This is a genomic window from Chryseobacterium sp. BGARF1 (genome assembly GCF_001677955.1).
In the GTDB taxonomy this organism is placed as follows: domain Bacteria; phylum Bacteroidota; class Bacteroidia; order Flavobacteriales; family Weeksellaceae; genus Chryseobacterium.
Genome location: NZ_LELA01000081.1, coordinates 121,594 through 143,945, shown reverse-complemented (window position 1 = coordinate 143,945; position 22,352 = coordinate 121,594). Strand labels below are relative to the sequence as shown.

Genomic DNA, 22,352 nt, shown 5'->3' with positions numbered 1-22,352 from the left:
CAAATCTTCCATAAATAAGTTTTAAATTTGTCATATATTAATGATCTATGTGCGGAATTGCAGGTATTGTAAAAAAAAATATTTTAAACGATGATTTTTATAAAAGAAGTCTGAAAAATATGACAGATTCTATGATTCATCGCGGTCCGGATGATGAAGGTCAAGAATATTTTCAAAACTGTTTTTTAGGTTTCAGACGTTTAGCGATTGTTGATCTTTCAAAAGACGGGCATCAGCCAATGTACTCTGATACGAAAAATGAATGTATTGTTTTCAACGGAGAAATTTATGGCTACCGTGATTTAAAAAAAGAGATGCCTGAGTATCCTTTTAAAAGTAATACAGATACAGAAGTTATTCTTTCATTATATCAAAAATATAGTTCTGAACTTCCCAAACATTTAAACGGAATGTTTTCTGCGGCAATTTGGGATGAAGAAAAACAACAATTATTCTGTGTAAGAGATCGTTTTGGCGAAAAACCATTTTATTTTGCCACAGGAAAAAACGGTGAATTTATTTTTGCATCGGAGATTAAGGCTATTTTGGCAACAGGCTTAGTAAATAATGAGCTAAATGATGAAGCTGTTTCTCATTTTTTACGCCATTCATACATAAATAGTCATCAAAGTATTTATAAAAATATTAAAGTTTTGCCACCGGCTTCGCAATTAATTTATAAAAACGGGGAGGTTAAAATTTCTCAATATTGGAATTTACCCGAAAAAGAATTAAATATTTCAGAAGAAGAGGCTGTACAAAAATTTAGAAGTCTGGTAGAAAAATCGGTTAAAAAACAACTGATTGCTGACGTTAAGGTAGGTGCTTTTTTAAGCGGCGGATTAGATTCGGGAACTTTGGTTGCGCTGTCTTCCAAATATCATTTAAATCTTACCACATTAGGATTTGAATATGAAGGTGAATGGAACGAAATGCCAGAAGCAAGAAGCATTTCCCAAAAATACAATACTCATCACAAAGAAGTATCTCTGAAAGATGAAGAAATTCCTGAGTTATTACTAGAGGTTATAAAGAAGCTAGATGAGCCACTTGCAGATACTGCAATTTTGGCAACCTATACCATTTGTAAAGAAGCTGCAAAAAATATGACGGTTGTAATCACCGGAAATGCAGGTGATGAGCTTTTTGGCGGATACAAATGGTATCAGAAAGAAAAAGAAATTCTGGATAAGGGAAGTGCAAATCCCAGATTATTAACTTTTTATAAAATAGGATCTGCGGTAAGCGAAAAAGCAGGTTTTAGAAAAGGACAAGATTATTTTCTGGATAAAGTTTTCAGAGCAAAGTTTCCGGATATTGTGGCTTACCAAAAAGAAAAAGTACACAGTAATTTTAGCAAAAAGGAAACCGCTGTACTTTTAAAATCAAATGTAGAATATGAACATTTATATCATTTTACTTTAGATAAAAAAGACCTGAATACTCCTATGAAAATGGATCTTACTAATATTATTCCGGGAGATTATATGGTAAAAGACGATCGAATTGCGATGATGCATTCTATTGAGCTGAGAACTCCTTTTTTAGATAAAGATTTGGTAGAATTTTGCTCTGCTCTTCCCGCGAAATATAAAGTGAATACCGAAAAGACCAAAATTATTCTGAGAAAAGCTTTTGGAGAATTACTTACAGATAATATTTTAAATAAACGAAAACAAGGATTTGGCGCACCTGTAGAAAAGTGGCTGAAAATTCCGGCTATGGAAGAACTTTCATCAAAGATTTTAAGAAATCCTTCCTCAAAAGTTTTTACAAAATTAGATTTTGATGTAGTTCAGAAGCAATTACGTTACAATTATAAGCATTGGTCTCTTTTGATATTGGGAATTTGGATGGAAGAACATGTCTGAAATTTATTTGGTGAATTTCCATTTTAATTCTCGTAAAATATAAAAAAACGGTCCTTGTATGCCTCCATATTTACAGTAAAGCGTGAAGATTGATGATGGCAACTTGTTTTTAAGTTGGTAATAGTGAAGTACGGCATGGTATTTTTTGATTAAAAATAAGCGTTGTGAGTCACTGAATTTATCATGATAATCTGAAAAAATAACTTCATAAACCATAGCTTCACCCACTTGTTTCTGATCTTTGAAAGAATCTACTCTGCTGAGGTTGATTTCTGAAGATCTTACAGACATTTGAGTAGAATTTAAGCCATAAATTAATCCACCTTCAGAATAATCGATCCAAGCTACTAAAGGAGTTCCCCATGCTAAAGGGAATCCCCTGAAACCAATTTTTTCATAAGAACTTCTTCTGAATATATTTTCACTTATACTTGTGTGTGTTTGTTTATTTCGGTCTCGCCAAAACGTATTTATTGAGGTGTCGTATTCCGGGTGAACTAGATCAGCACCTCTTAATTTAGAATTTGAATCTATTGAAGTTATTGCCGTTTTAATAACATTGATGTTTTTTTCGTCAACAACAGGTAAAATTTTATAAAACTCTTCTACAAAATTCTTTTTTGGGCAATCGTCATCTCCCAAAATACATATCCATTCTTCGTCTTTAGATAGATCGATACATCTTATCCATTGCCCTTCTAAATCTATAGCTCCTAAATTGGTTTCGAAGACTTTGTAGGTGATGTTTAAACTGCTGTATTTTTCTATTATGTTAAAAGGATCGTTAGGGCTATTATCATTACCTACATAAACAGTAAAATTTTTGTTAGTTTGCTCTTCTAATGATTTTAAAGTTTCTTCAAAAAAATCAATTTTATAATAGGGAATTACAAATGCAAGTTTATTCATTTTTTAGTTTGGTTTTGTGTTTGATTTTAAATAATAAGGATTTACTTAAAAATTAAAAATATTTATGAAGAATATTATAAAGATAAGTCTCTTTATCTATTTGATTATTTTCTATAAAATACTCTTCCATTTCAGGAATATTAATATCATATCCTGAACCGCTTTTTAGAAGGTTACTATTAATTTTCTTATTGTAAAATCTTTCTACAATCTCTAAAATTTCAATGACGGAATAATTTCTAAGATAAGCAACATTGATAATTTTGTTTAAAGAATGCTTTTTTAGAATATTAAATGTGATCTCTCTAATATCATCTACATCGATGAGGTTGCGTGTTGCTTTGGTGTGTACGTTAATTATTTCATCATTTTTTACTGCTCTCACAATATAATTCATGAGAAGATTGGGGTTGCCTCCTTTACCCACTGCATTGCTTACTCTCAGAATGAGAAACTGATCACACGATTTTTTAATCAATTGTTCCATTTTCAGTTTATGAAGAACATAATCGCTTCCGGTTTTAGAAGAATCATAAATACTGCAGGTCGAAAAATAGACAAATATTTTGTCGGGATTTTCAACAATTGTATTTTTAATAAGATTTTCCTCACGTAAAAATTCTTCAACTCTTGTTTCTAAAGAATTGGAAACTCCTGAAGCAAAGAAAATAGTGTTTTCTCTGTCGTATGCTGTGAATAATGATGCAATAAGACCCTTTCCGACTATCATTCTGCTATTTTTTTTACAATTCGTTCTGAAGCTTTTCCGTCACCAAAAGGATTGTTTTCGCTTTTAAAAATATATTCTTCAGGATGATGATAAATTGCATTGAAGTTTTGTTTTATTTTTTGAATATCACTTCCTACCAAAACACCACATTTACAAGTAATAACTTCTGGTCTTTCAGTCTCTTCTCTCAATATCAGTACTCGTTTTTGTAAACTTGGTGCCTCTTCTTGAATGCCTCCAGAATCTGAGATAATGATTTTAGACTTTGCCATTTTTGTGATGGCTTCCAGATAGGAGAGGGGTTCTGTAAAATTGATATTTTCCGGGATACCGTTTTTAAAAGATTCTAAAATAATTTTTCGTGTATTAGGATTAGGATGTAAAGCCCAATCAAATTGAGTGACCGGATTTTCTTCAGCCAATTCTTTTATTGCCTGTGTAATTTTTCTCAAAGGTTGACCAATGTTTTCTCTTCGGTGAGCGGTAATAAAAACACGATCCTGATATTCTACTTGGATATGTTCTTTTTGAGTTACATACTTTATCATGTCAACAATGGTATTGCCAACTAAAGAAATTTTATCCTCGGAGATATTTTCATTAAGAAGGTTTTGCTTTGATAATTCTGTGGGAGAAAAATTAATATGGGTGGTCAAAGAAACAACACGTCTGTTGAATTCTTCCGGAAAAGGCAGATTAATATCAGAAGTGCGAAGACCAGCTTCAATATGATAAAATTTTCTTTGTTCTAAAAAAGCAACCATTGATGATGCTAAGACGGTAAATGTGTCGCCTTGTGCAATAATTTTCTGAATATTTTCTTGATGAACAAGATTCGAAATGTCGTTGATGAGTTTTGCAATAAGATTAGAATTGCTGAATTCTAAAGATTGTACAGATAGTTGAAAATTGGGTGCAATGCCGAAGCTTTTTTCCATTTCGGTTAAAAGAGAATCATGCTGTCCGGTGTTAACGATGGTAATATTTTGTCGAATCCTATTGAATTCATTGATAATAGGGAATACCTTCAGAAATTCTGGACGTGTTCCGTAAATGATTGCAATTTTTTCGTTCATCAAGCTATTTTCAGTAAAAATAGTAAAAACTTAAGATTTTAAACGCTTTATAATGTGTTTTAATAACATTTTTAATGGAAACTGATTAAGGATTTCATCTGCCGAAAATTTCTTCATATTATTGACGACATTGTGTATTTCTTTTTTTCCATTTTGCAATTCAACCATATTTTTTAAATGAAAATGGGTATGCACAAAATCTTTAAAAGGATTATGCGTATTTTTTTCGTGCCATGTTCCCACAAAATGATGACTGGTATAATTTTTAGGCAGATCAAGGCAGAAATAGGTAGATGGATAAATGGCAATTCCGTCTGCCAATTCTTGATATTCGTCTCTATTGGGATCTATTTTATATTCTTTTACTAATAGATCCGAAACAAAAACAGTATTGGTTATAAGATTGAAATCGGTTTTTTTATCATAAAAATTCAAAACTTTTTTGGGCCAAGGATGACCAGCTTCTGTTGCCCAAAGTGCTGTAAAAGGAGAACCTTTAATCTCGAATCCTGAGAACGCCCGGTGAATGAGAAATTCATCTAAAGAGAATTTTACCTCAACATCAATATCCATGTAAATTCCACCTTGCTCAAATAATGCTAATGCTCTGGCATAATCAGATACGAAAGCCCATTTTTTATTTTCCGCAGCCAATTTTACATAGGTACAGCAGTGGATATCAAAATTTGACTCATTCCATTCTATGATTTCATAATCCGGAAGATTTTTTTTCCAAGACTCTAAACAGATATAGAAAGATTCTGGTTTAGGGTTTCCACCAAACCAGCAGTAGTGTATTTTTTTGGGGATCATGAACTTAAAAATTTGCTTTTTAAAAACTTATTAATGGGTTTTTCAAAAAATTCAAACAATATAATACTAAAAAAAATGGTAGTTATAAGGATTATAAATAATGTTGCAATAGGATTGTTATGTTGCAAAAATGGTAGCATATTGATAATAACAAAAAGATGAATCATGTAAAAAGAAAAACTGATTTCTCCGAGATAAACTAAGATTTTGTTTTGTAATAATTTTGAAACTCTTCCTTTTTCTAATGCAAATATGAGGATAATTGCTGACATGGGAATCCAATAATATACAGAGAAACGATACATCCTTGGAATTGCATTGTGAGGTATAAAAAATACGATTAATAATAAAATTGCTAAATATTCCCAAGTAGAAGCAGTAAGCTTTTTATGACTTTCAGAATTTACATATGTATAACCATGATATAGTAATATCCCCAAAGAAAAATCGAGTAACCTGCTAAAAGGATTGATGTAATAAACATATTTTATATAAATATCTGGTACTTTTAATGATAAAGAAAATAAAAGGATACTTGAACTAATTAAAAGTAAAACACTTGTTATTTTATATTTATTGATAAAAGGGAAAATAAAAGGAAATGAAAAATAAAAGAAAAATTCGTTAGAAATACTCCACGAAGGTGCATTTATGACATGATCATTTATTGTGGGTAGAAATGATTGTACTGCAAAAATATTAATTAACCATGTTGGCCAATTTATATTTGCGATTGATAAAGAGCAAATAAGCATTGTTAAGAAATACAAAGGATATAGTCTAAAAAACCGTGCTTTATAAAACCGAATTGTATCGAATTTGTTTTTTGATATTTTTGAATCATTACTATATGAAATCACAAAGCCGCTTAGAATAAAAAAGAAGCTGACTCCAATATATCCTTCAAAAAATATGTTTCTAACAAACCAGTTAAATATAGGATTGTCACTTTTTATTCCTTGTAAATGACTCAGAAATACAAAAAAAGCAAAGAAAAATCTCAAAGATGTTAAAGGTTTTATCATGCTGTTTCAAAATTAAAATCTTTAATCATTACCCATTTTGGATTATATTGATAAAGAGCCGTGTTTTCTATTTTTCTGCTTCCAAATATAGGGCAATAGGTGCTTTCCTGAGATTGATATAAATAATTCGAAATATATGCTGCCCAAAACGAAAATGTAGAATTTGATAAAATTAAATTTTTTGAATTTGAAACCCACAAAAAACTGGTAATGATTTTATTATCGCTCAATTCGGGAAAATTTAGGCAGGGAGTATGCTCATTCAGAAAACTAAAATTTTCTTTACACCATTGCATATTGTCGGATAAAATATTAATTCTAGACCATTTTTTATCTTTTAAATAATTTTCAAAAACGTGTTTTATAAAACCAATTTGGTCATATCCATAAATAGAAGAGTTTCCTTTTTCATAAAAATCTCCTCGTCTGATGTTTATGGTAAGCTCATGAATGGTAGGCTCAGGTAGAGATGATAAGATAGGCTTCACAAGTTCGGATGACACAAGATATTCTTTAATAAAATCATTTAAATCTTCCTCAGTAAAATCCTGATTAAAAACTTGGTAAAAATTGTTTGATGCGTCTTTTTTGTGATAAAACTTTACCTGATTTTCTGTAATGATATATTTTTTAAGATGAGGGAAATAAGCTGTTAAATCATCCATATGTTGTGTATAGAGTATTTTTAATGACTTTCCTTGTTGCTCAAAGATATAAGCTCTCAGAAAAAAGTAGAGTAAGTTTCCCCATCTTGCACCTTTTGGTGTGATAATGACGTCTGTAGTATATGGGAAAAAAGTTAAAAAAAAATTCTTTAAAAACGATCTCATAATAAGTGCTTGGTTCTGTTGATGATTTTTAAGGTGTTTTTTAGTCCCAATATTTGGGGGTTGAGGTATTTAAGAATAATTTTAAAAGATTCAAAACGAGAGAATTCTAAATTTTTAAGTAAAGCAATAAGCTTGTAAAAATTCTCTATTTCTACATTGATATCTATTTTTTGGGTTGAGAAAATTCCAATTATTGCCCTTACTTTAAGTATATTATGGAGCCATTCTTTAGAAATTGATCCTGTAGAAAAGTGATTAATTAAAATTTGATCAGTCACAAAGTTGGTGTATTTTTTTGCGGCTTCTAAACTGAAAATAAGATCATACCCATGAAAACCAGTAATGTTTTCATTAAATTTTACAGAGTTATACACTTTCTTTGTGCATGCAAGAAAAACTCCATCTAATGATTTTACAGGAATTTCTGTGGCATTATTTGAAAAGTTACATCTATTATTGAAAAATTGCTGTCCGTTATTATCTGTCTGAATAAAATGTAAAAATTTGTGACCGGAATTCCACCAACTTCCAGGAACATAAGAATAGTAATCTCCTCCAGCAACTCCTACGACTCCACAATTGGGTAATTGAAGGATGTGTAAAAGCTTTTCACCCCAATTGTTGTCATTAAATAAAACATCTTCATGTACAAACAAAAGGTTGTCATATTTTGATTGCTCAGCACCAGAATTGTATGCTTTACATATTCCCATTTTACCAGGGTTCCAGATTTTCACAATCTCGTATTCAATTTTATTACCTATGGTCTGGCTTATGTTTTTTGATATTTGTTCAAAAAAATGATGCTGATAGGAAGAGATTATTATAGAAATCATACTTAAAATAGGTTGAATAATTTTTTCAAAGACTTAAATTTATGAAAACTAAAATACTCGAAGATAAATCTAGATAAATCTAAATGAAGTTTATTGTTGAAAAGTATAATATAACACTGCTCTAAAAGAAATTTTTTTGATGATTTGCTCAAGGATGAGTGATCTTTTACTTCTAGATAAGAATCCCAATAATAATAAAAATAATTAATCTGTCTTTGTTTTTCATCCATGTTTTTTCCAAATTGAAAAGAATCATCATGATATCTTCTAAGAGAAAGAACCATATTTTTTGCAATAGCTTTTTCGGTCGTAAGAACAAGTTTTATAAAATAGTTATATTCCTCAGCAGATTGATTTTTTTCTGTAAAACGAATTGATTTTGCTACTTCTGTTTTTATAATAGGATCTAGCGTCAACCAATTTATTTTTTTTTGAATAAAATGATCTGCAGAAATAGGTAATTCGAAAAGATGACGATAATTAATCGAATTATGATTTTCAGGATTATTAAAATATTCTGTCTTAGTGAGTGCAAAATCGTAATCGCCTGCAGTGATGAGGTTCATTTTTTCCTGAATGTGATTAGGTGTCATCAGATCATCACTATCGAAAAAAATCACATACTTTCCGGTTGCTTTTTCCATACCGATATTTCTGCATGAATTTGCTCCTTTAGGGTAACCTTCAGGGCGAGAAAATAATTTGAACCTACAATCCTTATCTATATATGATTGAATAACTTTCAAAGAATAATCAGTAGAAACATCATCTATAATAATACATTCCCAGTTTTGGTAAGTTTGAGCTAAAATAGAATCTAGCGTTTCTCCTATTAGAGAGGCGCGATTGAAGTTGGGAATGATTATTGAGGCAAGAATTTTCATTTTTAAAATATATATTTTAAAAGTTTGGCAGCATTAAAAATATTATCACAACCAACAGTATATATCAATTTAAAAGAAGGTTTATAATTCTCATAGTAAAAGTGTTTTTTGATATTTTTTAAAATAGTTTTCTTTTGTTCTGAGGTAAATAGATTGTAATAATTAGTTATGATATAATTATAAAATTCATTAGTTGCCTTAGATTTTTCATTTTGATTACTTTTCATTGAAGAAATATTAATGCCTGAATTTCTTACGAAAAGGAAACTACTTTTGTTATACAGAATTTTATTGTTCTCTGAATAATCAAATATCATACAATCATCACTATGCCATGCTAAAGGAAATTGTTTGATTTTATGTTTTAAAAAAGTTTTTGTTCTAAAGATATTTTCGGAGAGAGAAGATAAACTTATATGCTCTATTCGGGAAATCAAAAAAAACCTTCTGTCAATAATAGAATTCGGAAAAGAGAATTTTTTTATAGTTATATTATTTTCATCAATAATTTCTATAGGAAACTTTAAGACATTGATATTTTCATCATTTAAAATATGTAATGATTTATAAAATTCTTCAACAAAATTATCAACAAGAACGTCATCATCTCCTAAAATTTGAAACCATTCTTCCTTTATATTTGTTAATATTCTTTCCCATTGAAGAGCTAAGTTGTGCCCACCAATATTTTCAGTATAATTATAATACAAGTATTCATCCTGTTTATAATATTTATTGATAATCGGAATCGGGTTTTCAGGACTTGCGTCATTTCCTATATATAAAGCAAAGTTTTTATTGGTCTGTGAAGCAATAGATTTTATTGTTTCTTCAAAAAAATCTATTTTATAAAATGGGATAACGATTGCCAGTTTAGACATTTTTTATTTTTTTTCAATCAGAGGTTAATAAATAAAATGTTATCATACCATATGCTAATAGTAATCCAATAAAGTCAAAATTATTTTTCTGTCTATGAAATATATTTTAATTATGACAAATTGCTTTATTTATTCATGAATCCATAGTAATCTATTAAATAACTTTTTTCAATATAAGAGTTTGGTATCCGTGATTGCAAAGATTCATATCATATTGGTTGGTGAAATTTTCTATAGGTTTGCCATGGATGTACAGTATTTTTTCCTTTAAAACTCTATTAAGAAACCTATTTTTTAAATTATATTCTTTACGTTTTCGCTCTCCAATTATTTTTATTTCCTGAATTACAATATCAACTATTTCAAATTTTGATTCAAATAATTTATGAAAATCATAGAAATTCCATTCAATTACATGATAAGGATTTCCTGGTTTTGTATTCGTAATTTTAGTGATAGGTGTTGAGATTAACAAGATTCCATCATCTGCTAAATTTTCATAAAGATTATTTATAAACTCAAGATAATTAGGAACATGCTCTATTGTTTCAAAGCTTATAATTACATCAAAAAGGGTTGTGTTTTTGTATTTTGTACCGTCATCAACCACTCTCGTGATATTATTATGACCGTATCTATGCTCACCATATCTTATTGCATCTTCACTAAGGTCAACTCCTACAACGGATTGTGCTTTTCCTTCTGTTGCAAGAAGATAAGTTCCGTAGCCACAACCTGAAGCTACATCTAAAACCTTTTTGTCTTTTACATATTGCAGTGCATATTTATATCGGTCTAAGTGTTCATCCTCGTATTTTTTTAGCATAAAACCATATACCCATCTTTCAGCTTTTCCATAAACTAAAAGGTCTGATAGGTTTCGTAATTCAAAGTTTGTACAGAATAATTCTTCAATAATATTATTTTCTTTCATTTGTCCAAGTTTGGTTTATTGCAAAATACCCTTGTGAATAATCAGGTTTTTCTAATTCGAAATTATCTTTTATATTAATACTTAATCCTTTGTCGTAGTAATCGAGAGTCTCAGTATTGTCACCAATGTATATTTCACAATTGTATTTTCCTGATTTTAGAGGGAAGTTTGATATTTCACAAGATATAATATTCTCACCTTTCGATAAATCGAATGCTTTTTGAAAATGAGCCGAAAAAGGAGTGAATAGTCTATTCCCTAAATCATCATTAAACCCAATTCCTATTTTTATATTTTTTATATTTTTATTCGATTGTATATGAAACTCTAAAATACCATCTTGCATTGTTTGTAAATTACTTGATGCATCTTTTTTACTATAAGATTTGAAGTTTTTCAGATGTACATCTTTTTGTGAATTTGGTATTATATCTTCACTCTCTACATTATGGGTGTATAAGCTGATAATAGATTTTATATCTGAATCACCTCTTAAAAGACCTTTTTCTAAAAGAATCCCTTTTTGGCATAATTGTAAAATACTAGGTAAATTATGACTTACAAACAGAATGGTTCTCCCTTCTCCTTTTGTTACATCACCCATTTTTCCCAAACATTTTTTCTGAAACTCGGCATCACCTACGGCCAAAACTTCATCCACAATAAGGATTTCAGACTCCAAATGCGCTGCAACAGCAAAAGCTAGACGAACGTACATTCCTGAAGAGTATCGTTTTACAGGAGTATCGATGTACCTTTCAACACCTGAGAAATCTACAATTTCGTCAAACTTTCGGGTTATTTCTTTCTTAGTCATTCCAAGGATGGCTCCGTTGAGATAAACGTTTTCACGACCTGTCATTTCAGGATGAAAACCGGTTCCTACTTCAAGGAGAGAGGCAATTCTTCCGTTGGTATATATATTTCCGGTAGTAGGTTTGGTCACTTTACTGAGGAGTTTTAAAAGGGTAGACTTTCCTGCTCCGTTTCTTCCAATAATTCCTACAGCATCACCTTGCTCAATCTCGAAGTTAATATCTCGAAGAGACCATACATAATCTGAACTTCCTTTGGTAGATCGATCATTAGATTCGCCAATTTTCAGATAAGGGTTTTCTTTACCGCGTACTTTATGCCAAAACCGGTTGAGGTCATGGGTTAAAGTTCCAGTTCCCACTTGTCCCAGACGATATTGTTTTGATATGTTTTCTGCCTTTAATGCAAGCATGTAATTTGATTTAAATAAATTTAATTTTTCTTTTTTAATAATGCATTGTAATTTTCATTACTCATTACTCATTACTCATCCTAAACCGTATCTATGAAAGTTTTCTCGGATTTATTAAAAGAGACGATTCCCAACAGTAGTATGATAATGATAAAAGAAAAGCTTATCAATAATCTTGTTATATTGAATTCTCCAGAACCAATAAACCCGTATTTAAAACATTCAAAAATGGGTGTTAAGGGGTTCAGGTCTGCTAAAAAGCCATAGTTTCCTAATTTTTGTTTTACTAAAGAGGTAGGCAGAATAACAGGAGTAAACCACATAAATAAACTTACTCCAAAGCCTAGTAACAATGATAAATCTCGATATTTTGTAGTGAGTGAAGAAAATATCATGCCCAACCCTAAAGAAAATAAAGCAAGAAAGATAATTAATACGGGAAAGAAAAATGCCCAAGAATTTGGTTGTACTTCCCCTCTGTAAATATAATACGCTAAGACAATCCAAAATAAAATCAATTGAATCCCAAGTCTCATAAAACTTGAAATAATAGTCGAAATAGGAGTCACTAATCTTGGAAAATAAACTTTTCCAAAAATTGCAGCATTTCCAGTAAATACATTCGAAACACTCAACATCGTTGTACTAAAATATCCCCAAAGCGTATTTCCTGCCAAATAAAATAATATAGGGGGAATGCCATCTGTAGGTAAATTTGCGATGTTTCCAAAAACAAGTGTAAAGACAATTGTCGTTAAAATAGGATTAATGAAAAACCAAAGCGGGCCTAATATGGTTTGCTTAAAAGAAGAAATGAAATCTCTTTTTACAAACATAAATACCAAATCTCGGTATTGCCATACTTCTTTTAAATTGAGTTGAAATAAAGAGTGATTAGACCCTATTGTTTCTGTCCACTTTTGTTGTGGGTCATTCATTTGTGGGAGTTTTTACAAATTTAAAATAATTAATTGATTTTCAGTTTGCTGAATCTTAAAATATTCTTCATATTCAAACAAATCTATAGCTAATATATTAATTATTATTCTTTAAACAAAAAAGCTACTAATCTCTGACTAGTAGCTTTGTGTATTTTATGTGGTTTCTTATTTGTTTACCAGCTTTTTAAGATATTCACCATATCCGCTTTTACCATATTTGATTGCAGTTTCAAGTAGTTTTTCTTCGTTGATAAATCCGTTTCTGAAAGCAATTTCTTCAATACAACCTATTTTGAAATCTTGTCTTTTTTCAATTACGCGTACAAATTCTGAAGCATCATTCAGAGAATCAAAAGTTCCTGTGTCTAGCCAAGCGGTACCTCTGTCGAGTACACCTACTTCCAATTTTCCTTTCTGTAAGTAAACATTGTTAATGTCGGTGATCTCAAGCTCGCCTCTTGGGGAAGGTTGGATGTTTTTTGCAATTTCTACCACTTCATTGTCATAAAAATACAATCCCGGAACTGCGTAGTTTGATTTTGGATGCGTAGGTTTTTCTTCTATAGATACTGCTTTCAGGTTTTTATCAAACTCTACTACACCATATCTTTCAGGATCTGCAACATGGTATGCGAAAACAACACCTCCATCAGGATTGGTTTTGTTTTTTAATAAAGTTCCCATTTCAGAACCGTAAAAAATATTATCACCTAAAACTAGGGCTGCAGAATCTTCACCAATAAACTGGTCTCCAAGAATAAAAGCCTGCGCCAATCCATCCGGACTTGGCTGAACGATATATTCTATACTGCATCCCAATTGAGATCCGTCACCCAACAGTTTAATAAATCCTGCCTGATCATGAGGGGTTGTGATGATCAATATGTCTCTAATCCCTGCTAAAAGCAATGTAGAAAGAGGATAATAGATCATCGGTTTGTCGTAAACAGGCATCAGCTGCTTGCTTACGGCGATGGTAAGAGGGTAAAGTCTTGTTCCGGAACCTCCTGCTAAAATAATACCTTTCATCTTGCGTGTTTTAATTATATTGCTTTTCGTAATATTTCTGGTAATCTCCACTGGTAACATTTTCCAGCCATTCTTTATTTTCTAAGAACCAATCGATTGTTTTTCCAAGCCCTTGTTCGAAAGTTACAGAAGGTTTCCATCCTAACTCTTGATTTAGTTTTGTTGCATCGATCGCATAACGTTTATCGTGACCGGGTCTGTCTTTCACGTAAGTGATCAGTTTTTCTGAATGACCTGTAGGGTTTCCAAGCTTTTCATCTATCTGTTTGATCAATTCTTTTACCAAATCAATATTCTGCCATTCGTTGAAGCCTCCAATGTTGTAAGTTTCTCCCGTTTTAGCCTCATTAAAGATTTGATGAATGGCTTTGGCGTGATCGATTACGAATAACCAGTCTCTTGTATATTTTCCGTCACCATAAATAGGTAAAGGCTTTTCATTAATAATATTAGAAATACAAAGAGGGATCAATTTTTCTGGAAAATGATTGGGTCCGTAATTGTTTGAACAGTTAGAAATAATAAATGGCATTCCATAAGTGTTTCCGTAAGCTCTTACTAAATGGTCTGAAGCTGCTTTTGAAGCTGAATATGGAGATTGTGGGTCGTAAGAAGTGGTTTCTAAAAAGAATCCTGTTTCACCTAAACTTCCATACACTTCATCTGTAGAAACGTGATAAAAAAGATGAGTTCTTTTTTCGTTTGGAAATCTTCCGTGGGTATGGTCTGGGTTTAAAGTCCAGAATTCTTTACAAAGATTCAAAAGATTGGCAGTCCCGTTTACATTGGTGTTAATAAATGCCATCGGATCTATGATGCTTCTGTCTACATGGCTTTCTGCAGCCAAATGAATCACCGCGTCTGGATTGTATTTTTCAAAAACCTTTCTTAGTTCTTCAGGTTTTGTGATATCTGCTTTTTCGAAAACATAGTTAGGCTCATTTTCAATATCCTTTAAGTTTTCAAGATTTCCGGCATACGTTAACGCATCAAGATTGATGATGGTAGAATCCGGATTATTTTTTACAAACTCTCTTACAACGTGTGAACCGATAAATCCGGCTCCGCCTGTGATGATGATGTTTTTCATATTGATGATATGCGTTTACCGTAAGCTTTTGGCTTTTGGTGTTTATTTTTCTTTTTTCCTTGAGTTTTTTTCCTTGGCTCTTATTGGATCGTTTTTCTCCCGATGCTTTTATAAAAGAAACCATTTTGCTCAGGAACTTCCAATGGGAACATATTTCTTCCGTCAAAAATAGCCTTATTATTCATTTTTTTAGCCATCAGATCAAAATTTGGATTTTTAAACTCCGGCCATTCTGTTGCGATAAATAATGCGTCGGCATTTTCTAAAGCATCATACATGGTATTGGCGTAAGATATTTTATCACCTAATAATTTTTTAACATTGCCTTCAGCGATCAGATCATAAGCAATTATTTTTGCGCCTTTTTGAAGAAGTAATTCAATGTTATCTAAAGAAGAGGCTTCTCTTATGTCGTCGGTATTGGCTTTAAATGCCAATCCCCACATGGCGATAGTTTTACCTTCAAGGTTTCCATTGAAGTATTTTTCAATTTCTGAGATCAAAATTACTTTCTGTGAAATATTTACTTTTTCAGTCGCTTCAAGGATTTGGAAATTAAAACCATCATCTTTTCCTGATTTAATTAAAGCTTTTACATCTTTAGGAAAGCAGCTTCCGCCATATCCGATCCCTGGAAACAAGAAACGGTGACCAATTCTGTCGTCGCTTCCCATTCCTAATCTTACTTTGTCTACATCGGCACCTACTTTTTCGCAATAATTGGCAATCTCATTCATAAATGTGATTTTTACCGCTAAGAATGAGTTGGATGCATATTTTGTAAGCTCGGAAGATTTTTCATCCATAAAAATAATAGGAATTCCGGTATTGGTAAATGGCTGATAAATTTTTGCCATAATTTCTTTAGCTTTATCAGAGCTCGATCCTACAACCACTCTCGCGGGATTCATAGAATCTTCTACCGCAAAACCTTCGCGTAAAAACTCAGGATTTGAAACCACGTCAAAATCAATAGCAGTTTTTGCGGAAATAGTTTCTCTTACTTTGTCGGCTGTCCCAACAGGAACAGTACTTTTATTAACAACCACTTTATATTCGGTCATCAATTCACCAATATCATTGGCAACTTTCAAAACGTAAGATAGATCTGCCGAGCCGTCTTCTCCTGGTGGAGTAGGAAGGGCAAGATAAACCACTTCACTTTTATCTAAAGCTTCTTTCAGGTTTGTAGTGAAAAATAATCTTTCAGATTGAATATTTCGGTGAAACATTTCCTCAAGATTTGGCTCGTAAATAGGTACGATGCCGTTTTTCATCCCTTCTACTTTTTTTTCATCAATGTCAACACAATAAACCGAATTGCCAAGTTCTGCAAGGGTAGTTCCCGTAACCAAACCCACATAGCCTGTTCCTACTATTGTTATATTCAAAATATATGTTTTTATAAAATTCCTGACAAAAATACTAAAAATTGTTTCACGGTTCTTTTTAATAAATGATATCTTATTAAAGATGACAGTTAAATTTGATTTTATAGTAAATATTGGTTTCGTGCCGATAGAGCGTTGTTTGTTTTTGATGAATTCTTATTCTGTTGATTATGAAGTGTATTTGTGTATTTTATAAAAATGTCATATATTTGCAGGAGATTAACGGAAAAAATGGAAAGGCTTCTAAGAGAAAGCCTTTTTTCGTACTGTTAAATCAGCATTAAATAATATATGGAGTTTAGAAAAAATATTGAAACATTATTAAATGATTTCCTTCAGACAAGAGAAGATCTATTTCTTATTGATTTGAAGTTTTCTGCATCAGATGATATTACAGTGATATTAGACGGTGATCAAGGAGTTACTGTGCAGGATTGTTTGGATGCAAGCCGCGCAATAGAATTTAATATGGATCGTGAAGAGCACGATTTCAGCCTTCAGGTAATGTCTGCCGGATTAAGCGAACCGCTTTCTACTCCAAGACAATTTCAAAAAAACATCGGAAGAGAAATTGAAGTTTTGTTAACTGACTCTTCAGAGGTCGAAGGCGAGCTTGTAAAAGTAGACGAAGAGAAAATTACTCTTGTACTGCGTTACCGTAAACCTAAAGATGTAGGTAAAGGTAAAGTAGACGTGGAGGAGGAAAAAGAAATTCCTTACTCTGACATAAAAAAAGCTTTAGTAGTACTTAAATTTTAAAAGAAAAAAAAGATAAATGGATAATATAGCGTTGATTGAATCCTTTGGTGATTTTAAAGACGAAAAGGGAATCAGTAAAATTGATCTAATGGCAATCATTGAAGATTCTCTTAAAACTTTGTTGAGAAAAAGATTTGATTCTGATGATCATTTTGATGTAATTGTAAACCCTGATAAAGGTGACTTTCAGATATTTTTAAATAAAACCATCGTTGAAGACGAGATGTCTGAAGATGATGATTTGGAAATTGAAATCACTGAAGCTAAGAAAATAGATCCTACTTTCGAAGTAGGTGAAGATTTTACCATGGAAATTCCGGTAGCGCAGTTGGGAAGAAGAAATATTTTGACGCTGAAGCAGATTTTAGCAACAAAATTGCAGGAACATAATAATGCGATGTTGTATGATCAGTTCAGAGACAAAATTGGTGAGATTGTAATTGGTGAAATTCACCACATTCGTCATAAACACGTAATTTTGTTGGATGATGAAGGGAATGAGTTTATCTTACCTAAAGAAAATCAAATTCCTGCAGACTTCTTCAAAAAAGGAGAAAATATCAGAGCAATTGTTGAAACTGTTGATTTTAAAGGTTCAAAACCTCAAATTATCATTTCAAGAACGGCTCCGAAATTCTTAGAAAAATTATTGGAATTAGAGATTCCAGAAATCCAGGACGGAACAATCATTCTTAAAAAAGCAGTGAGAATTCCTGGTGAAAAAGCGAAAATAGCAGTTGATGCTTACGACGACAGAATAGATCCTGTAGGAGCTTGTGTTGGGGTGAAAGGTTCTAGAATTCACGGTGTCGTAAGAGAATTAAGAAACGAAAATATAGATGTAATTCAGTGGTCTAAAAACCCTGAGATTATGGTGAAGAGAGCTTTAGGAAATGTTACCATCAATAAAATTGACATCAACGAAGAGACCAATTATGCTTTGGTTTATACTCCAGTTGAAGAGATTTCTAAAGTTATCGGGAAGCAAGGACAAAATATCAGATTGGCTTCTTGGCTTTCAGGATACGAAATTGACGTGTTCAGAGAGGCGAGCGAAGATGATGATGTTGACTTGAGAGAATTCAATGACGATATCGAACAGTGGATTTTGGATGAATTTAAGAAAGTGGGTCTTACGACTGCAAAATCTGTCTTAGATAAAGATACAGCAAGTCTTTTGAATATGGTAGACTTAGAAGAGGAAACCATCAATGACGTGAAGCGTATTTTGAAAGAAGAATTTGAAGATTAATTTTTAGAAATAAATTTTAATAACAGTAAAAAAGAATACTTTAATTTTAAGAATTAAAAAAACAGTAAATAATATAAATGCCAAAAATAAGATTAAATAAAGCGGTTAAGGAATTTAACATATCGATGTCTAGGCTGGTAGAGTTTTTACAGTCTAAGGATATTGTGGTTGAAAACAATCCTAACGCTCAATTAGAAGAAGCGGCATATTCTGCATTGGAAGCTGAGTTTGCCAAAGACGGTGAGCAACGTAAAGCTTCCCATGAGGTGGTTATTTCTAAAGTTCCGGAAGAGAAACTGGAAATGGAAGAAAAGAAAGCACCTGAAGTAATAAGAGCTAAAGCTAATACAAAACCAGAAACCAGAATTTTAGGTAAAATAGATCTTGAGCCTAAAAAAGCTGAACCTGTTGCAGTAGAACCAACTCCTGTAGCAGCTGCGCCTGTAGAAGAAAAGAAAGAAGAAAAAGTAGAAGTGAAGGAGGTGAAAGAAGAGGTTAAAACTGTAAAAGAAGAAGTGGTTCCAGTTTCTGAAGTGAAAACGACTCCTGAAAGACAAGAGTTCAAGGTTTTGGATAAAATTGATCTTTCTCAAATTGAAGGAAACAGAAACAGACCTGTAAAAAAAGATAAACCTAAAACAGAAGAGGTGAAAGCTCAACCAAAAGCTGCTGAGCCTGTTAAAGAAACACCAAAACCGGTTGAGAAACCTGTAGAAAAAGTGGAAGAAAAAAAACCTGAACCTGCTAAAGAAGAGCCTCAAGAGCCTCAGGAGCCTCAAAAAATAGAAACTGTTTATCAAAAACTTGATGGCCCTAAGATAGTTGGTGAAAAAATTGACTTAAGTCAGTTTGCACCAAAACCAAACTCAGGAGCTAAAAAGAAAAGAAAAAGAATTGAAAAGCCGGGTGGCCCTAACCAGAATACTGGGAACAACCAACAAGGTGGAAACAATCAGCAAGGTGGGCAAAACCGTCCACAAGGCCAAAATGGTCCGGGAGGAAATCGTCCACCAGGACAAGGTGGTTATCAGGGGAATAGACCTCCAGGACAAGGTGGTCAAAACCGTCCGGGTGGCCCAGGAGGAAACCGTCCGCCAGGTCAAGGTGGCCCAGGAGGAAACCGTCCACCAGGACAAGGTGGTGGAAACCGTTTCGGAAACAATAGACCAGGACAAAGAACAATGCCTGTCGAATTAACCGACGAGCAAGTTAAAAACCAAATCAAGGAAACTCTTGAGAAATTAACCAATAAAGGAGGTAAGTCTAAATCTTCTAAACACAGAAAAGATAAAAGAAGTTACCGTAGAGAGCAAGACGAGCGTCAGCAAGAAGCAGATGCTAGAGATACTTCATTAAAAGTTACCGAGTTTATCACTGTCGGAGAATTGGCAAGTTTGATGGATGTAAGTGCAACCGAGGTTATTTCTGCATGTTTCTCTCTTGGAGTAATGGTTACCATGAACCAAAGATTGGAAGCTGATACTTTACTATTGGTAGCCGACGAATTTGGATTTAAAATTGAATTCTCGGATGCTGATCTTGAAGATACAGATTCTGAAGAAGATATCGATACAGAAGAAAGTCTTGTTTCAAGAGCGCCAATTGTAACAGTAATGGGACACGTTGATCACGGTAAAACTTCATTATTGGATTACGTTAGAAAAACTAATGTAATTGCAGGTGAATCTGGTGGAATTACACAACACATTGGAGCTTACAACGTGAAACTGGAAAATGGTCAGAGAATTACATTCTTAGATACACCAGGTCACGAAGCGTTTACTGCGATGAGAGCTAGAGGTGCACAAGTTACCGATATTGCAATTATTGTAATTGCTGCGGATGACGATGTAATGCCTCAAACAAAAGAAGCAATTTCTCACGCACAGGCTGCAGGGGTACCTATGATTATTGCAATCAATAAAGTAGATAAACCTAATGCCAATCCTGATAACATCCGTCAGCAACTTTCTGGAATGAATATTTTAGTAGAAGAATGGGGTGGAAATGTACAGGCTCAGGAAATTTCAGCTAAAATGGGTAATAATATGGATCTTTTATTAGAAAAAGTATTGTTACAGGCAGAAATGCTCGAATTGAAAGCTAATCCTGAACGTGCTGCCAACGGAGTTGTAATTGAAGCATCTCTAGATAAAGGTAGAGGTTATGTAGCAACAATGTTGGTACAAACCGGAACTTTAAAAGTAGGAGATTATGTAGTAGCAGGTAAAAATCATGGTAAAGTAAAAGCTTTATTAGATGAAAGAGGGAAAAACCTTACTGAAGCAGGTCCTTCAATTCCGGCAACAATCTTAGGTTTAGACGGAGCGCCTACAGCAGGTGATAAATTCCGTGTTTATGCCGACGAAAGTGAAGGTAAAGCTATTGCTAATAAGAGAGAGCAGTTACAGAGAGAACTTTCAATCAGAACGAAAAAACATACAACGCTTGAAGAATTAGGTAGACGTATTGCTTTAGGAGAATTCAAGGAATTGAATATTATCCTTAAAGGTGACGTGGATGGTTCGGTAGAAGCACTTTCTGATCAGTTACAAAGATTATCAACAGAAGAAATTAGCGTTAAAATTCTTCACTCAGGTGTTGGACAGATCACTGAATCTGATATCAACTTAGCGGCTGCATCTGATGCAATTATCATCGGATTCAACGTAAGAGCTGGAGCAAATGCTAAAGATCTTGCAGACCGTGAAGAAATTGAAATCAGAACCTATTCTGTAATCTATAAAGCAATTGACGAAGTGAAAGAAGCGATGGAGGGAATGCTTTCTCCGGAAATTCAGGAACAAGTTATTGGTAATGTTGAAATCCGTGAGGTATTCAAGATTTCTAAAGTAGGAACTATTGCAGGTTGTATGGTTCTAAATGGAAAAGTAACAAGACAGTCTAAGGTAAGATTACTAAGAGATGGTATTGTGAAATTCGATGGCGAGCTTGAAAGTTTAAAACGTTTCAAAGACGACGTAAGAGAAGTTACAAAAGGCTACGAGTGTGGATTAAACCTTAAAGGGTACAACGACATCGAGCAATATGACATTCTTGAAGTATACGAAGAAGTTGCTGTAAAGAAGAAATTAAAATAGTAACTTTCATTTCATAATAAAAAGTCGGTATTCAAATTTTGAATACCGACTTTTTTTATTAAATATTGTACTTTATTAAGTTTTTAGCTTTGTTGATTTAGATGATTGACTAATTTTATTAAATCTTCTTCGTTGTTGAATTTTACTTTATTGCTTTTGAAATAAGTATTGATTTGATCCTTTAGACTAGGGAAAGCTTCAATGATTTCTTTTTGATTTTTTGGCTTTTTAATGAAATTATTTTCTGTTTTAATATAATATACAGGATTTTGTTTTATGAATTCAGCAGGTTTAGAAGCCGCGTAAGAGTTTATTGCGGGAACTTCATCTTTAAAAACTGTTTTTTCTTTTTTATAAAGTGCTATTTTTCCGGGTACTAATTCAAAGAAATATCCTTGTAAATTATCATTTGTTTCTAAATTTACAATGGTTTGTGATGGTTTTTTAATTGTAATTCTGGAAAATTCTTTTTGTTTTGGAACTACTTGAATATTTTCACCTTTTTTAAATTCAACTTCGTCTTTGTAACTATTATACCTTACAGGGACTTCTTCATAATTGTCGGCTAATTTTGCCATTTTGAAATCTGTGTCTGCATAAGGAGTTCCAATTATATCCTCATATTTTAAAGTTTTTCCATTGGATGTGACACTTTTTGTTGGGAAAAATTCATAGCCTATACCTTGATTGACTTGTTGAGTTTGCTGACTGTAGACAAATACGCTAGAAGTAATTGCTAAGAATTTAAAAAATGTTTTCATGTTATTTTATT

The 22,352-nt window shown here is 32.4% G+C and carries 20 protein-coding genes; 4 read left to right on the top strand and 16 right to left on the bottom strand.

The window, feature by feature from the left end:
* Nucleotides 1–47: 47 nt before the first annotated feature.
* The gene (gene asnB, locus AB671_RS16045; protein WP_066681053.1) at nt 48–1,871 is read left to right on the top strand and encodes an asparagine synthase (glutamine-hydrolyzing); all 1,824 of its coding nucleotides are present in this window, start codon (nt 48–50) and stop codon (nt 1,869–1,871) included.
* A gap of 3 nt (nt 1,872–1,874) precedes the next feature.
* Here asnB and AB671_RS16040 read toward each other — a convergent pair whose 3' ends face one another.
* From AB671_RS16040 to AB671_RS15970, 15 genes are all read right to left on the bottom strand, one after another.
* Nucleotides 1,875–2,780, bottom strand: coding sequence for a glycosyltransferase family 2 protein (locus AB671_RS16040; protein WP_066681051.1), 906 nt, complete (start codon nt 2,778–2,780; stop codon nt 1,875–1,877).
* Between the two features lie 52 nt (nt 2,781–2,832).
* Nucleotides 2,833–3,510 carry an NAD-dependent epimerase/dehydratase family protein gene (locus AB671_RS16035; RefSeq protein ID WP_066681046.1) on the bottom strand — a complete coding sequence of 226 codons (678 nt, stop codon included), beginning with the start codon at nt 3,508–3,510 and terminating at the stop codon, nt 2,833–2,835.
* A complete protein-coding gene (gene wecB / locus AB671_RS16030) occupies nt 3,507–4,586 on the bottom strand; it encodes a non-hydrolyzing UDP-N-acetylglucosamine 2-epimerase (RefSeq protein ID WP_066681043.1) in 1,080 nt (359 codons plus the stop codon). Before wecB ends, AB671_RS16035 begins: the two co-directional genes overlap by 4 nt.
* A 30-nt stretch (nt 4,587–4,616) precedes the next feature.
* Entirely contained in the window at nt 4,617–5,399 is a 783-nt protein-coding gene (locus AB671_RS16025; RefSeq protein WP_066764828.1) for a glycosyltransferase family 32 protein, read from the bottom strand.
* Nucleotides 5,396–6,424, bottom strand: coding sequence for an acyltransferase family protein (locus AB671_RS16020; protein ID WP_066679913.1), 1,029 nt, complete (start codon nt 6,422–6,424; stop codon nt 5,396–5,398). The genes AB671_RS16025 and AB671_RS16020 overlap by 4 nt, the downstream gene beginning before the upstream one ends.
* A complete protein-coding gene (locus AB671_RS16015) occupies nt 6,421–7,254 on the bottom strand; it encodes an alpha-1,2-fucosyltransferase (RefSeq protein ID WP_066679912.1) in 834 nt (277 codons plus the stop codon). The genes AB671_RS16020 and AB671_RS16015 overlap by 4 nt, the downstream gene beginning before the upstream one ends.
* Entirely contained in the window at nt 7,251–8,090 is an 840-nt protein-coding gene (locus tag AB671_RS16010) for a glycosyltransferase (RefSeq protein ID WP_066679911.1), read from the bottom strand. The genes AB671_RS16015 and AB671_RS16010 overlap by 4 nt, the downstream gene beginning before the upstream one ends.
* Before the next feature lie 2 nt (nt 8,091–8,092).
* Nucleotides 8,093–8,974: a glycosyltransferase family 2 protein gene (locus AB671_RS16005; protein ID WP_066679910.1), complete on the bottom strand. Its 882-nt coding sequence runs from the start codon at nt 8,972–8,974 to the stop codon at nt 8,093–8,095.
* A 2-nt stretch (nt 8,975–8,976) separates the two neighbouring features.
* Entirely contained in the window at nt 8,977–9,855 is an 879-nt protein-coding gene (locus AB671_RS16000; RefSeq protein WP_066679909.1) for a glycosyltransferase family 2 protein, read from the bottom strand.
* Between the two features lie 154 nt (nt 9,856–10,009).
* Entirely contained in the window at nt 10,010–10,789 is a 780-nt protein-coding gene (locus tag AB671_RS15995) for a class I SAM-dependent methyltransferase (protein WP_066679908.1), read from the bottom strand.
* Nucleotides 10,776–12,017: an ABC transporter ATP-binding protein gene (locus AB671_RS15990; RefSeq protein ID WP_066679907.1), complete on the bottom strand. Its 1,242-nt coding sequence runs from the start codon at nt 12,015–12,017 to the stop codon at nt 10,776–10,778. Before AB671_RS15990 ends, AB671_RS15995 begins: the two co-directional genes overlap by 14 nt.
* An 80-nt stretch (nt 12,018–12,097) precedes the next feature.
* Nucleotides 12,098–12,955 carry an ABC transporter permease gene (locus AB671_RS15985; protein ID WP_066679906.1) on the bottom strand — a complete coding sequence of 286 codons (858 nt, stop codon included), beginning with the start codon at nt 12,953–12,955 and terminating at the stop codon, nt 12,098–12,100.
* Nucleotides 12,956–13,123: 168 nt separating this feature from the next.
* Nucleotides 13,124–13,987, bottom strand: a complete 864-nt coding sequence (gene rfbA / locus AB671_RS15980) for a glucose-1-phosphate thymidylyltransferase RfbA (protein WP_066679921.1) — start codon at nt 13,985–13,987, stop codon at nt 13,124–13,126.
* Nucleotides 13,988–13,997: 10 nt separating this feature from the next.
* The gene (gene rfbB / locus AB671_RS15975; RefSeq protein ID WP_066679905.1) at nt 13,998–15,077 is read right to left on the bottom strand and encodes a dTDP-glucose 4,6-dehydratase; all 1,080 of its coding nucleotides are present in this window, start codon (nt 15,075–15,077) and stop codon (nt 13,998–14,000) included.
* Between the two features lie 80 nt (nt 15,078–15,157).
* The gene (locus AB671_RS15970) at nt 15,158–16,468 is read right to left on the bottom strand and encodes a UDP-glucose dehydrogenase family protein (protein ID WP_066679904.1); all 1,311 of its coding nucleotides are present in this window, start codon (nt 16,466–16,468) and stop codon (nt 15,158–15,160) included.
* Nucleotides 16,469–16,759: 291 nt separating this feature from the next.
* On the opposite strand from AB671_RS15970, the gene rimP reads away from it, so the two are divergent.
* The 3 genes from rimP to infB all read left to right on the top strand — a co-directional run bounded on the left by rimP (nt 16,760) and on the right by infB (nt 21,580).
* Nucleotides 16,760–17,227, top strand: coding sequence for a ribosome assembly cofactor RimP (gene rimP / locus AB671_RS15965; protein WP_066679903.1), 468 nt, complete (start codon nt 16,760–16,762; stop codon nt 17,225–17,227).
* A gap of 16 nt (nt 17,228–17,243) precedes the next feature.
* Nucleotides 17,244–18,479 (top strand): transcription termination factor NusA, encoded by a 1,236-nt coding sequence (nusA, locus tag AB671_RS15960; protein WP_066679902.1) that lies wholly within the window; start codon nt 17,244–17,246, stop codon nt 18,477–18,479.
* A 77-nt stretch (nt 18,480–18,556) separates the two neighbouring features.
* A complete protein-coding gene (infB, locus tag AB671_RS15955; RefSeq protein WP_066679901.1) occupies nt 18,557–21,580 on the top strand; it encodes a translation initiation factor IF-2 in 3,024 nt (1,007 codons plus the stop codon).
* 83 nt (nt 21,581–21,663) lie between these two features.
* Here the strand turns inward: infB and AB671_RS15950 are convergent, their stop codons facing one another.
* On the bottom strand, nt 21,664–22,341 hold the full coding sequence (locus AB671_RS15950; protein WP_066679900.1) for a hypothetical protein: 678 nt from the start codon (nt 22,339–22,341) through the stop codon (nt 21,664–21,666).
* Nucleotides 22,342–22,352: the final 11 nt, after the last annotated feature.